Here is a 14,094-nt window from a genome sequence, read left to right on the forward strand (position 1 = left end):
TTGAATAACCCTATTGATTTACACATTAATTTTAACTACTTTTGCAATCCGATTACGTGTTCAAAATCAGAATTTAATTTTTTTTGAAAATCTGATTTATAGATCCAATTTTTAATAATTCAAAACTGGTTTACCTTTGTTTTAAATAAAAATATTCGGATTTATGTGGCATCTCAAGCAACATAACTGTACATCACAATTACCCTTATAGTAACAAAGCACTTAAAAAAAGAGAAAGACGTTTATGACAGATCAAAACATGAATGAAGTTAGTTTTGAAATTGAGTTATTAGATAAGCACAAAGAATATGGAACCCAATACCAATCGAATGATTTTTATTGGGGAGTAGGTATCGAAAATGAGTGCTACTTGGAGTTTGACTTGCAGCGCAAGGTGGATAAAAATTTCTTTTTAACTAATGGAATTCGTGAAAAGTATAGCATAAACCATTTTAGTAATTATAAAGAAAACGTATTTGAGAATTCGTTACAAAAAATATTAACTGATAAGAGTTACAGCATTCCTGTTTTGATGAATTCTCATTCCTTCACAAAAACAGATGTAAACAATCAGCATAAAACGCTGGATACAATTGACAATATACCAAATCCGGAGTATATTGGGGAAAGCATTTTTGAATTATTACAAAAACATAACCGTTATTTTATTGACGAACATCAAAAAAAATTCATTTTTGATGGTGATACCATTGAATTTGTAACGCAAGATTTTTATAAGAAAGATGTAGATAGTGTAATTGCAGAATTAAATACCATTAAGAAAGAATTTACAGAAAACTTGCAGCAACTGTTGTACAAAGAAAATATATTTTCACAATTTGGGAACATAAAAATATGTTCTGAAAATCATCCTTTTGCAATATTTGTTTCTAATAATGAAAACTATTCTGTCTTCAATAATATGACGTATCATTTTAATTTAACCATTCCGACGGAGTTAAATAAGGATGGCGAAATTAAAGATAAAGTAGATTTTATAAAAAAACACCAACGTACAATACGCTTATTCCAGTGGTTGAGTCCATTATTTATGGTCAAATTTGGATCTTCAGATTACCTTTCGCACAATGACACTACCGTAAACTTAACAAAAGCATCGCAGCGTTGTGCTATGTCCAGATACATTGGTGTGGGCACGTACGATACAGATGTAATGAAAACCGGAAAGCTTGTTCAAATGAATTTTAATGCGCATCCGATGCATGAAAATCCGTTGTGGTGGGTCAATCGTTACGCTGAAATTTCTGATTACGAAAAAATTGATAAAATTGGTCTAGATGTCAATTTTCACAAGCATAAAAATCATGGGATTGAGTTTAGAATATTTGACTATTTTGATGAAAAACATTTAAAAGAAGTTTTGAATTTTTTAATTTTCATCATGGATCATGCGATATTGAACCAGATTGACAACCCAATATGTGACTTAGAATGGAATAATTTTGTTTATGAATCTATAATCAATGGCAAAGAAACCGTTGTACCTGCAAATTATATTGCTTTGTTAGAAAAAATACTAGCTACAAAATTAGATGCTACAAATCCTATTGCAATTTACAACCAAATCTATACGAGTTTACACGACAGGTATTATGAAAATGGTTTTTGCAGCTCGTTATTAATTTCAAAATAAGTAGATCTAGTTGAAGTGCAGTTTTAAACAAATAAAACTGCTTATTCTACTTAATGCATTTAATCCTTATTTTTTAAGAGCACTATTCGTGATAAAAAAAGATCGCTGATGAATATCCTTTTTCAGGGTCTTTATTGTCCCACCATGCTCCTCTAATTTCCGAAAAATAATTGTAATTATTCATTCCTGCTTGCGACTGCAAGGGATAAATCACTTTCCCATTAACTCTAAATGCTTTTTCTGTTTCGGTTTCAGGAACAACCACAACCACGTGACCTGATTTATTTAAAATGAATCTTTTGGCACAAATGATTCCTACTCCTCCGTTTTCGTTTACTTTGGTTTGCAAAGCATCTACATCATCTATTTTTTCCCATCCAAAAATATCTGATGATTGCTCAAACCAGTCGTAAATATAATTAGAATAAAAAGGCCGTACGGTATCATCAAAAACCAAGGGTACTTCGTTTCCTTTTTCGAGCAGAGCAATAGCTTTATCGGTCCATCGTAATCTTGGAATGTAAACCTTGGCAAAAAAACAAAAATCAAAGGTATAAATGTTACAATAGGTATCGGCCTCGTCTTTTTGAAATCTAAAACTTTTTTCAACATTTAGTTTTTCAATGATAGCATTGATTGTTGCTTTTTTTGAAGCTACAGTAGTCAAATCTCTAAATGGAATAGTTGGTTCACCAAGAGGTTTGTATGTATCAACCTTATTTTCTAAAGTACCATTAGAACTAGGTTCGAAATTAGGGATTTCGATATCAGAAACTTTTTGTGAGGTTTCATCAATAGGTTCGATTTCATTAGAACACACAAAACCTTCTTTATCAGTATTCAATAGCCTTACTTTCCACCAATCAGCTGTTGTTTTATCTACTAAGTCGAAAGTAAGTCGAAAAGGTATTTCTGCTAAAATTGTAGAATTATCATTCGCAGACGGTAAATCTCTGAGATTTGCTGACGAAGTTGCTACTCTATATTTCATGTTATGCAATTTTATTGTAGAATTGTTTTGATGGCAAAATACTAAAAACAACCAACACAGCATCACAGTATGCTACTATTTTTATCAAAAAAAGCAATAAAAATTTAAATAATCAATTATCTACTACCTATTCGTTGATTCTGTCTTTCTTAAGCGCTACACTAAACGGACTCAATTACAAACAAAAAGCAATTGTAGTTTTCTTTTTTTACCTTTGGAAAAATAAAAAACTACTCAATTCTTTTTAATGATAACAACAGCAAGCCTACAAGACGTTTCTTTTTTGAATCAATTAATCAATTCGGCATATCGTGGTGAATCCTCTAAAAAAGGTTGGACCACTGAAGCCAATATACTTGAAGGACTCCGCACAACAGAAGAAGAATTAACCGAAACGATACTGAATCCTAAAAATACCATTTTAAAATTTGCTCAAAACGACCAGATAATAGGTTGCGTGTTGTTAGTTCAAAAAGAACAACAGTTGTATTTAGGAATGCTTACCGTTTCACCCGAATTACAAAACAGTGGCATTGGAAAAAAATTATTACAGCACGCTGAGATCCATGCAAAAGACTTAGGATTACCAAAAATTGTGATGACAGTAATTTCGGTTCGCGACGAATTGATTGCTTGGTACAAACGAAACGGTTATGAAGATACAGGAGAACGAGAACCTTTTCCTGCGAGTGATGTACATATTCCTATTGCTGCAGAACCGCTAGAATTCATAGTGATGAAAAAAAGAATAGGATAGGTTTCAATATATTTTGATGCTTTACGAAAGGTATCGTCCAGAAGCTTAGAGAGAAAACATTTTTTTCTTAAATCAATAATGTCAAAAGCACTAGCATAAAGTAGTAGAAACATCATATAAAATGAAGATTTCCTGCTTTCGAGTTATGCTCAAGCAATAATATAAAGATCCTTTTAGAGTAAAATAGCTAAAACAAAACCTACTTTTATAACGTGAAAAAATCAGTTTCAATTATTGGAGGAGGTCCCGCAGCACTTATACTCGCAGCATTACTTAATAGTGACAAATTTGACGTTACTATTTACGAGAGAAATAAATCTTTAGGTCGAAAATTTCTAGTTGCCGGAAAAGGAGGATTCAACCTCACCCATTCAGAACCCATTACAGAACTCATTTCGCGCTACACTCCGCCTCATTTTCTTGAAAAAGCACTCCTTGATTTTGATAATACCGATTTTAGGAATTGGATGGATTCCATGGGTATTCCAACGTTCATCGGGAGTAGCAATCGCGTATATCCTGAAAGTGGTATCAAGCCTATTACAGTTCTCAACGCAATTCTAGATGTTCTGAATAAGCAGGGAGTTACCATTCTATACCAACAGACTTGGACGGGCTGGACGAGCAACAATGATCTTGTTTTCAATACAAAAACAGTAATAAAATCAGACTATACAATTTTTGCTATGGGCGGAGGCAGCTGGAAAGTAACCGGATCTGATGGTTCTTGGCTTGATTTATTTGAAAAGGAAAATATACCAATCGTTCCTTTTCAGTCTTCGAATTGCGCGTATCGTGTGAACTGGCCAGAAGATTTTATGCAAGTTTTCGAAGGAAGTCCGCTTAAAAATATTGCAATTAGCTGTTTGAACAAAAGACAAAAAGGTGAAGCGGTAATTACCCGTTTTGGTTTAGAAGGCAATGCTATTTATGCGTTGAGTCCACAAATTCGGGAGGAATTAGATTGCCAACAACAAGCCACACTATTTCTGGACCTGAAACCTACTTTGCGTTATGAAGATTTGCTTGACAAAATTAGAAAATCGACTTTTAAAAAAACGAGCGAAACATTGTTAAAAGACGTAAAACTTAGTTTAGTACAAGTTGGACTTTTAAAAAAATATCTAAATAAAGAAACGTACCTCAATCCAGAATTACTAGCTCACCATATAAAAAATTTATCCATACTAGTAACTGGTTCTAGTTTGCTAAATGATGCCATATCCACAACAGGCGGTATACAGCTGCATGCAGTGGATGAAAATTTTCAATTGAAAAATAAAAAACAACAGTATTGTATTGGCGAAATGCTCGACTGGGATGCACCCACTGGTGGATATCTTCTCCAGGCTTGCTTTAGTATGGGGATGCATCTTGCACGTCACTTGAACAGCATTCCTTAAATCTTATGGATTATAGTTTGGATTCTAAAAAAGTATTTTGATTCCGAAATGACTTTCTAACAGTTTTAAATTTATTTACATTACCATTTCTTCAAACAAGCGTTGCGTGGTTTGTTCCAAATTATCGCATAACCCCGGATGAGGTCTCGAAGTTTGAATGGCAGAACTGCGAAGAGCAGTCAACCAACGGAAACGCGATGGAATATCAAATTGTCCTATTGGTCCGCCTGATTTTTCGCCATGTGCCAGTTTCTCGAATGCCTGTACATTTAAATGCAGTTGTTCTATATCCAAATCATCTGAAAAAAGTTGGAGTTTGGCTTCGTTTACCGAGTACAAAACTTTGATAAATTTAGCTTTTTTACAAAAAAGAATAATACCCACATTGAGGAATTCTTCGCGTTCTACCCTAGGCACAACACGGATTACGGCATACTCATATAAGTGCTTCTCTTGCATTTTGTGCTTCGTTTATAAAAATTACGGAATGGTTCAAACGTATCGATAAAAACTGAAAATAGACTTCGCGAATAGCTTCGGGAGTTTCATCGGTATCTTCCCAATGGAGCCATACTTCTGGAATCAGATTTACAATATTTTGCAATACCTCTTGTGTCAATATTTTTTTGAATAGTACATCTGTTTCAGGCAAAAAGGAAGCTTGAGGCAACAATACATGATCTTTTATCAGTGCAAAAGGACTTTGTGCGTGCTTTTCCCAATTGGTCCACGAATGATGAAAATAAAGACTTGCACCGTGATCAATCAACCACAATTCTTTATGCCAGATCAACATATTGGTGTTTCTAAAAGTTCTGTCGACATTAGTGATAAAAGCATCTAACCAAACAATTTGGGAAGCCAGTTTTGGGTCTACCAAAGTAACAACAGGATCAAAATTGATAGCTCCTGATAAATAATGAAGCGCCAAATTGAGTCCCTGACTCCCTTGAAGCAAATCCTGAATTTCTTCATCGGCTTCACTGCGTCCGAAAGCTTCATCGAGATTAGCATAAACGAGTTCCGGCATTTTTAGGTTTAAAACACGGGCTATTTCGCCGCCAATTAATTCGGCAATTAAAGCTTTCACGCCATGTCCGGCACCTTTGAATTTCAGTACATATTTAAAATCATCATCCGCTTCAGCAAGTGCAGGCAAAGAACCGCCTTCCCGCAATGGAGTGATGTATCGCGTAACATTTACGGTTCTAAGATGAGGTGTTTTTTCCATAATTGAATTGGATAAAGCAATTTTGCTTGGATACAAACTTACAAATAAGTAGGATAAAATTCATTTATGAGCACTATTTACTCCAATTTTTCTAAACTCAAAAAGGCTTTCCCAATATTCGCAATAACTTCTGAAGCGATAAAGGATTGATAACCGGTCTTTGGCAAAGCGATATCAGCGGTTAATCCGTGGAGATACACGCCAAGAATTGCAGCACTAATGGGTTCATAGGATTGTGCCAATAAACTGGTAATCATTCCCGTCAAAACATCGCCAGTTCCTGCGGTTGCAAGCGCAGCATTTCCGGTAGTGTTTTCATAAACGGTTTCGCCATCTATTATTTGGGTAGGTGCACCTTTCATAACTATTATAAGTTGGTATTGTTTAGAGAAGGAGATTCCTTTACTCCTTTTCACTTCTTCGGAATCCCATTTTCCTATTAAACGTTCCAATTCTTTGGGATGTGGCGTTAAGATTGTTTTGGGTGGTACTAAAGAAAACCATTCTTTATTTTTGGATAAAATATTCAATGCATCGGCATCGATCACTAAAGGCAATTTAATCGTTTTTAAAAATTGATACAACGCATTTTGAGTCTCTACCGCCTGACCTAATCCGGGACCAATTCCGATCGCCTGTGGTTCAATTTCGAAAGTAATATTAGAGATTATTTCTTCATTGATATCCGTAATAACCATGACTTCGGGAATCGCGGTTTGCAGAATAGTGTACCCACATTTTGGAATAAAAACAGTAACTAATCCGCAACCAGTTTTCAAACAGGCTTTAGAGGATAAGCTCATTGCTCCTATTTTGCCATAACTTCCGCCAATGAGTAAAGCGTGTCCCTGCATTCCTTTGTGGGTATGTTTGTCTGGTTGTTTGTAGCGTTTCAGGATTTCTTTTTGGTCGATGTAAATAGGATTTGTCATGGAAATTTATTTGTTTAAAATTACGGATTTAATAGAAAACAAATTCGTTATTTGAACCGAAATTCTCTAGCCCTGATAGCAGCGGCATCTCCCGCTTTATAAAAACAAGGCTATTTAGCCGTAGTTTTTGTTAAGCGGGAATACAGCGAATAGCAGGAAATAGCTCCTAAAAATACTTATTATAAATCCTACAGTACATGTTCTTCCGAAAACGTTTGAAACTTTAAACTTTGCTTCGCTCTGACTTTGTCACCCGAAATAAAATCAATAAATTAGCGACTTCAAATTTTATAGAAAAACACAATGAAAAATACTGCGCTTACGCACATACACGAGAGTTTGGGAGCAAAAATGCTTCCGTTTGCTGGATACAATATGCCTATTTTATATGAAGGAGTAAATGCAGAACATGAAACGGTGCGCAGTGCTGTGGGTGTTTTTGACGTTTCTCACATGGGTGAATTCCTGCTTACGGGTCCAAATGCATTGGCTTTGATTCAAAAAGTAACTTCAAATGATGCTTCTACTTTGACTATTGGAAGAGCACAATATTCTTGCTTACCAAATAGCGATGGTGGAATTGTAGACGATTTGCTGGTTTATAAAATGAAAGAAGAGCAGTATTTATTAGTCGTAAATGCCTCGAATATTGACAAAGATTGGGATTGGATTTCGGCTCAAAATGACTTGGGTGTTGAAATGAAAAACTTATCGGATGATTATTCGTTATTGGCAATTCAAGGACCTAAAGCTGTTGAAGCAATGCAATCCTTGACTTCAAAAGATTTATCTGCGATTCCGTATTACCATTTTGAAGTGGGAGATTTTGCTGGTATCGAAAACGTAATTATTTCAGCTACAGGATATACTGGTTCTGGAGGTTTTGAGATCTATTGTAAAAATTCAGAAGTAGAACAAGTATGGAATAAAGTTTTTGAAGCGGGTGCGGCTTTTGGTATTAAACCGATTGGTCTTGCGGCTCGTGACACGTTGCGATTGGAAATGGGTTTCTGTTTGTATGGAAATGACATCAATGACACTACATCGCCGCTAGAAGCTGGTTTGGGATGGATTACCAAGTTCACTAAAGAATTTACCAATTCAGAAAACCTGAAAAAACAAAAAGAAGCTGGTGTAACTAAAAAACTAGTCGCTTTTGAAATGCAAGAACGTGCGGTGCCAAGACACGATTATGAAATTGTGGATGGTACAGGAACTGTTATTGGAATTGTAACATCGGGAACCATGTCGCCATCGATGAATAAAGGAATTGGTATGGGTTATGTAACTGTTGAAAACAGTGCTTTGGAGAGTGATATCTTTATCCGAATCCGTAAAAATGATGTTCCTGCCAAAGTGGTAAAATTACCTTTTTATAAGAAATAAAATCATTGCATAAAATTTAGAATAACTGTAATTTTACAGGCCAAAATAAGAAATAGAAATGGGAAGAGCGTTTGAGTTTAGAAAAGGAAGAAAAATGAAACGTTGGTCGGCAATGGCCAAAGCATTTACTAGAATAGGAAAAGATATTGTAATGGCCGTAAAAGAAGGCGGTCCAAATCCTGAAGCCAATTCTAGATTAAGAGCCGTTATTCAAAATTCTAAGGCAGTGAACATGCCAAAAGAAAATGTAGAACGTGCCATAAAGAAAGCTACTGACAAAGACACAGCTAACTATAAAGAAGTTTTATTTGAAGGATATGCACCTCATGGAATTGCCATTCTAGTTGAAACTGCCACTGATAATAACAACAGAACAGTGGCAAATGTTAGAAGTTATTTTAATAAATGCAATGGAACAATGGGAACTCAAGGTTCAGTTGAATTTATGTTTGACCATACCTGTAATTTTAGAATTCCAGCAAACGGAATCGATCCTGAAGAATTAGAATTAGAGCTAATCGATTTTGGTGCCGAAGAAGTTTTTGAAGACGAAGACGGCATATTGATTTATGCTCCTTTTGGAAGTTTTGGTACGATTCAAAAAGAATTAGAAAATAGAGGCTTAGAAATTCTTTCTTCTGGATTTGAAAGAATTCCTCAAATCACAAAGAAACTGACTGAAGCTCAAGTAGCCGATGTAGAAAAATTGATTGAAAAATTAGAGGAAGATGATGACGTTATGAACGTGTATCACACTATGGAAGAAGAATAGAATTCTTTGGTTGTTAGATTCTTAGACTTTTTTAAAAGAGAAAGGATGTATAAAGACTTCAAGGCGATGCTTTGAAGTCTTTTTTGTTTCAATTTTGTCCTTTACTTCATCGGAATGACAAATAAACGGAATGACCTTTTTAAAATGAAAAAACTCCATCAACTAATGCTGATGGAGTTTTTTTTATGTCTAAAAATCTAAGAAGTATAAAAGATCTATTTGATAAATTCTATTTTTTGAGCTTCTTCTTCGTTGATGCTGTCAAAGAAACCTTGTTCATTCATCCAATCATCGCTAAATACTTTACTCATGTAACGAGAACCGTGATCTGGAAAAATAGCGATTACGTTACTTTTCTCATCAAATTCACCTTCTTCAGCATATTGTCGAATGGCTTGCATTACTGCACCAGATGTGTAGCCTACAAACAATCCTTCTTTTTTAACAATTTCTCTGGCTGAGTGCGCGCTTTCCTCATCAGTTACTTTCATGAACTTATCAATAAGATCAAAATCCGTTGCTGATGGAATTAAGTTTTTACCTAAACCTTCGATTCTGTAAGGATAAATTTCATCATTATCGAATTCTCTTGTTTCATGGTATTTTTTCAATACCGAACCAAAAGCATCCACCCCAAGAATCTTGATATTCGGATTTTGTTCTTTAAGAAACTTTGCAGTACCCGAAATTGTACCACCCGTCCCACTACAAGCAACTAAATGTGTGATGTTACCATTTGTTTGTTTCCAAATTTCTGGTCCAGTAGACTTATAATGTGCATCAATATTCAATTGATTAAAATATTGATTAATGTAAACAGAACCTTTTGTTTCTTCGTGCAATCGTTTAGCTACATTATAATACGATCGTTCATCATCAGCAGATACATGCGCCGGGCAAACATATACTTTTGCTCCTAAACTGCGCAACATATCAATTTTATCTTTAGAAGACTTAGAGCTCACTGCCAAAATACAATTATATCCTTTTATGATACTTACCATAGCTAAACTAAAACCAGTATTACCTGATGTAGTCTCGATAATCGTATCACCTGGAGATAAAATTCCTTTCTTTTCGGCTTCTTCTATAATATATAATGCTATTCTGTCTTTTGAGGAGTGACCTGGATTAAAGGCTTCTACTTTTGCATAGAAATTACCTTTTAATTCTTCGGTAACTTTATTTAGCTTAATAAGTGGAGTATTCCCTATTAATTCTAGGACATTATTGAAAGCGTTTATTTCTTTTTTCATAAAAAAATAGTTAGTCGTGTACCAGTTTCAACATAACCACGAACGTTGCAAATTTAACAAAAAAAATCTAATTAGTTTTTTATTTCTTCTAAATCTAATAAAAAACTATATTCCTTTGCCAATTCTTTTATCGCTTCAAATCGTCCTGAAGCACCGCCGTGCCCCGCATCCATATTCGTATTTAGATACAAAACAGTATCGTTTATTTTGTTTGTTCTCAATTTAGCAACCCATTTTGCTGGCTCCCAATATTGTACTTGTGAATCATGAAGTCCAGTCGAAACGTACATATTAGGATAATTTTGCTTCTTTACATTGTCATATGGCGAATACGATAACATATAATCAAAGTATTTCTTTACATTTGGATTTCCCCATTCATCGTACTCCCCTGTGGTAAGTGGAATCGTGTCATCAAGCATGGTGGTAATTACATCTACAAAAGGAACTTGAGCAATCACTCCGTTGTATAATTCCGGTGCCATATTGACTACTGCACCCATTAACAATCCACCGGCTGAACCGCCTTCGGCATACAAATGTTTAGGCGACGTAAATTTTTCATTAATTAAAAACTTTGAGCAATCGATGAAATCCGTAAAAGTATTTTTCTTTTTCAATAATTTACCGTCTTCATACCATTGTCTTCCTAAATCCTCACCACCACGAATGTGCGCTATTGCAAAAACAAAGCCTCTATCTAAAATAGACAAACGTGTCGATGAAAAGTACGTATCCATTGTAACTCCATACGAACCATACGCATAAAGTAACAATGGATTTTTACCGTCTTTTTTTAATCCTTTTTTGTAAACCATAGAAATTGGCACTTTAGTACCATCAGTAGCTGTAGCCCAAACGCGTTCTTCTATATAATTGTTTTTATCAAATTTGCCTCCCAGAACTTCCTGCTCTTTCTTAATTTCTTTTTCCTTGGTTTTCATATTAAAATCAATAACCGAAGACGGCGTTGCTAATGATTGATAGCTGTAACGCAGGATATCAGTGTCAAAATCAACATTTGTGGTCGTATAAGCATTATACGTTTCACTTCCAAAAGGCAAGTAATACTCTCCTTTCCCACTCCAAGGCATTATTCGGATATGATTTAATCCATTCGAACGCTCTTCTACAACCAAGTAATTGCTAAAAATTTCGATGTCTTCAAGTAAAACCTCTTCTCTATGCGCAATTACATCTTTCCAATTCTCTTTTGCAGTAGCATTCTCAGCCGTTTTCATTAACTTGAAATTGGTCGCCTTATCTTTATTGGTCAAAATGTAAAAGGAATCTCCAAAATGAGAAATACTGTATTCTAAACCACGAACTCTGGGTTGAAAAACCACAAATTCGCCATCTGGAGTATCTGAATTAAGTATTCTATATTCAGTCGTTAATGTACTACCTGAACCAATTACAATGTATTTTTTTGATTTTTCTTTACTCACCGAAACGTTGAAGGTATCGTCCTTTTCATTAAAGACTAAAACATCATCCGCAGCATCTGTGGTTAATTTATGTTTGAAAACTTTATCAGATCGCAAGGTAACTTTGTCTTGTCTGGTATAAAAAATGGTTTTATTATCGTTTGCCCAAACGGAGTTTCCGGTAGCGTTCTCAATTTTATCCGAAAGGATTTCTCCCGTTTCAAGATTTTTTATTTGTATCGTGTAAATTCTTCTTCCAACAATGTCTATTCCAAAACTTGCAAATTTATTATCCGGACTCACACTCAAACCTCCTAATTGAAAGTAGGAATGTCCTTTGGCCAACTCATTACAGTTAAATAAAATTTCTTCATTGGCAGAAAGACTTCCTTTTTTTCTAGAATAAATAGGATAATCCTGTCCTTTCTCAAAACGAGTGATGTAGTAATAGCCATTGTATAAATATGGAACTGATTGATCATCTTCTTTAATTCGGCCTTTCATTTCCTCAAACAATTCTTTTTGAAAATCTTTAGTATGTGCTGTCATAGCATCATAGTAGGTGTTCTCTTTATTTAGATAATCAATAACTTCGGGGTTTTCTCTGTCATTTAACCAGAAGTAATTATCAATTCTTGTTTCATTATGTTTTTCTAATGATTTAGGAATTATTTTAGCTACTGGAATTGGACTTTTATTTGACATCTGTTGTGCTTTTGTATTGGTGAATGAAGATGCAAAAATAACACAAAGAGCAGTTCTGACAAGTGTATTTTTCATGAATATTTTATTGAATATGACTATGCAATATACTAATTTTGTATTTTAATAAACGTAAAAAAATGAAAACATGGATTTAATGGGAATGATGGGTAAACTTAAAGAAACCCAACAAAAAATAGAAGATACTAAAAAACGTTTGGATACGGTTCTTGTAGACGAGCAAAGCTCAGATGGTCTATTGAAAGTAACACTTACCGCTAATCGTTCTGTTAAATCAATAACTATTGATGATTCTTTATTGGAAGACAAAGAACAATTAGAAGATTACCTAATTTTAGTTTTAAATAAAGCAATCGCTAAAGCTACAAAAGTAAATGAAGCTGAACTTGATGCTGTTGCAAAAATGGATATGCCTATGATTCCAGGAATGGATAATTTGTTTAAATAAGTATGAATTATAAGTTTTGAATTATGAGTTTTAACAACTTGAAAAACTCATAATTCATAACTCATACCTTTTTAAACCAATTTTTGGAGCGTTTCTAAAACATAAGTATGCATCACTTCTCTATAATCAAGGTGTGTTACCATTCTAAGTTTTCCATGACCCATCGAGCTGATTGAAATGTTCTTTTGTTTTAAGACTTCGATTAAATTCTTTTCGTTACAATTTGGTGTCAAAGAAAAAATCAAAATATTTGTTTCTACAGGTTCTACTGAAGCGACCCAACTTAACTTTTTAAGTACCTCGGCAATTTCTTTAGCTCTTCTATGATCTTCAGAAAGTCGTTCAATGTTGTTATCCAAAGCATATATTCCGGCTGCAGCCAAATAACCCACTTGACGCATTCCGCCACCTAAAATTTTTCGAATACGCAACGCTCTGTGAATTGTAGCTTTGTCCGCTAATAAAACTGAACCAATTGGCGCTCCTAGCCCTTTAGATAAACAAACAGAAATAGTATCAAATAACTTTCCAAATGCCTTCGGATCTTGCTTTTTAGCTACCAAAGCATTCCAAATTCGGGCACCATCCAAGTGAAATTTTAAATTATTAGCATCGCAAACTTGTTTGATTCTTTGCAAATCTTCCAATTCATAACACGCACCACCCCCTTTATTTGTTGTGTTTTCTACACAAACTAAACTTGTTAATGGACTGTGATAAAACTCGGGATCATTAATTGCTCCCGCCACTTGCTCCGCAGTAATCATTCCGCGAGTTCCATCTAATAAACAGCAGGAAACACCGCTATTAAATGAAGCTCCTCCACCTTCATAATGATATACATGCGCATATTTATCTGCTATTAATTGTTCCCCTGGTTGTGTATGTAATTTTATCGCAGTTTGATTGGCCATTGTTCCAGAAGGGAAGAAAAGTCCCGCCTCCATGCCAAACATCGCTGCAACTTTTGCTTCAAGTTCAATAACTGTTGGGTCTTGTTTGTACACATCATCACCAACAACTGCTTTAAACATGTATTGCAACATTTCGTTCGTAGGCTTAGTGATCGTATCGCTAATTAAATTTATTTCCATATGTATTTATTATCAGAATG

13 protein-coding genes are annotated in these 14,094 nt (G+C 34.7%); 6 read left to right on the plus strand and 7 right to left on the minus strand.

Annotated elements, in window-relative coordinates:
* Window positions 1–244 precede the first annotated feature (244 nt).
* Window positions 245–1,654 carry a hypothetical protein gene (locus AC061C_RS12410; RefSeq protein WP_478291428.1) on the plus strand — a complete coding sequence of 470 codons (1,410 nt, stop codon included), beginning with the start codon at window positions 245–247 and terminating at the stop codon, window positions 1,652–1,654.
* An 82-nt stretch (window positions 1,655–1,736) separates the two neighbouring features.
* Here AC061C_RS12410 and AC061C_RS12415 read toward each other — a convergent pair whose 3' ends face one another.
* Window positions 1,737–2,645: a hypothetical protein gene (locus AC061C_RS12415; protein WP_478291429.1), complete on the minus strand. Its 909-nt coding sequence runs from the start codon at window positions 2,643–2,645 to the stop codon at window positions 1,737–1,739.
* A gap of 247 nt (window positions 2,646–2,892) precedes the next feature.
* Between AC061C_RS12415 and AC061C_RS12420 the strand changes: the two genes are divergently transcribed.
* Both AC061C_RS12420 and AC061C_RS12425 read left to right on the plus strand, forming a co-directional pair.
* On the plus strand, window positions 2,893–3,402 hold the full coding sequence (locus tag AC061C_RS12420; RefSeq protein ID WP_478291430.1) for a GNAT family N-acetyltransferase: 510 nt from the start codon (window positions 2,893–2,895) through the stop codon (window positions 3,400–3,402).
* A 212-nt stretch (window positions 3,403–3,614) separates the two neighbouring features.
* A complete protein-coding gene (locus AC061C_RS12425) occupies window positions 3,615–4,805 on the plus strand; it encodes a BaiN/RdsA family NAD(P)/FAD-dependent oxidoreductase (RefSeq protein WP_478291431.1) in 1,191 nt (396 codons plus the stop codon).
* Between the two features lie 75 nt (window positions 4,806–4,880).
* Here the strand turns inward: AC061C_RS12425 and AC061C_RS12430 are convergent, their stop codons facing one another.
* The 3 genes from AC061C_RS12430 to AC061C_RS12440 all read right to left on the minus strand — a co-directional run bounded on the left by AC061C_RS12430 (window position 4,881) and on the right by AC061C_RS12440 (window position 6,968).
* Window positions 4,881–5,264, minus strand: coding sequence for a DUF3037 domain-containing protein (locus AC061C_RS12430; RefSeq protein ID WP_478291432.1), 384 nt, complete (start codon window positions 5,262–5,264; stop codon window positions 4,881–4,883).
* A complete protein-coding gene (locus AC061C_RS12435; protein WP_478291433.1) occupies window positions 5,242–6,036 on the minus strand; it encodes a HipA family kinase in 795 nt (264 codons plus the stop codon). The genes AC061C_RS12430 and AC061C_RS12435 overlap by 23 nt, the downstream gene beginning before the upstream one ends.
* A gap of 77 nt (window positions 6,037–6,113) precedes the next feature.
* The gene (locus AC061C_RS12440) at window positions 6,114–6,968 is read right to left on the minus strand and encodes an NAD(P)H-hydrate dehydratase (protein ID WP_478291434.1); all 855 of its coding nucleotides are present in this window, start codon (window positions 6,966–6,968) and stop codon (window positions 6,114–6,116) included.
* A 303-nt stretch (window positions 6,969–7,271) separates the two neighbouring features.
* On the opposite strand from AC061C_RS12440, the gene gcvT reads away from it, so the two are divergent.
* Window positions 7,272–8,354: a glycine cleavage system aminomethyltransferase GcvT gene (gene gcvT, locus AC061C_RS12445; protein WP_478291435.1), complete on the plus strand. Its 1,083-nt coding sequence runs from the start codon at window positions 7,272–7,274 to the stop codon at window positions 8,352–8,354.
* Window positions 8,355–8,412: 58 nt separating this feature from the next.
* On the plus strand, window positions 8,413–9,126 hold the full coding sequence (locus AC061C_RS12450; protein ID WP_309760661.1) for a YebC/PmpR family DNA-binding transcriptional regulator: 714 nt from the start codon (window positions 8,413–8,415) through the stop codon (window positions 9,124–9,126).
* A gap of 215 nt (window positions 9,127–9,341) precedes the next feature.
* Here AC061C_RS12450 and capA read toward each other — a convergent pair whose 3' ends face one another.
* Together capA and AC061C_RS12460 are read right to left on the minus strand one after the other, a co-directional pair.
* Window positions 9,342–10,382, minus strand: coding sequence for a cysteate synthase (capA, locus tag AC061C_RS12455; protein WP_417946056.1), 1,041 nt, complete (start codon window positions 10,380–10,382; stop codon window positions 9,342–9,344).
* Between the two features lie 71 nt (window positions 10,383–10,453).
* Window positions 10,454–12,589, minus strand: a complete 2,136-nt coding sequence (locus tag AC061C_RS12460; protein WP_478291436.1) for a S9 family peptidase — start codon at window positions 12,587–12,589, stop codon at window positions 10,454–10,456.
* Between the two features lie 70 nt (window positions 12,590–12,659).
* On the opposite strand from AC061C_RS12460, the gene AC061C_RS12465 reads away from it, so the two are divergent.
* On the plus strand, window positions 12,660–12,980 hold the full coding sequence (locus tag AC061C_RS12465; RefSeq protein WP_309760666.1) for a YbaB/EbfC family nucleoid-associated protein: 321 nt from the start codon (window positions 12,660–12,662) through the stop codon (window positions 12,978–12,980).
* 71 nt (window positions 12,981–13,051) lie between these two features.
* On the opposite strand, the gene AC061C_RS12470 is transcribed toward AC061C_RS12465, so the two are convergent.
* Complete coding sequence (locus AC061C_RS12470) at window positions 13,052–14,074, minus strand: threonine aldolase family protein (RefSeq protein ID WP_417971524.1); 1,023 nt, start codon at window positions 14,072–14,074, stop codon at window positions 13,052–13,054.
* Window positions 14,075–14,094: the final 20 nt, after the last annotated feature.

The organism is Flavobacterium sp. GNP010 (assembly GCF_056428945.1).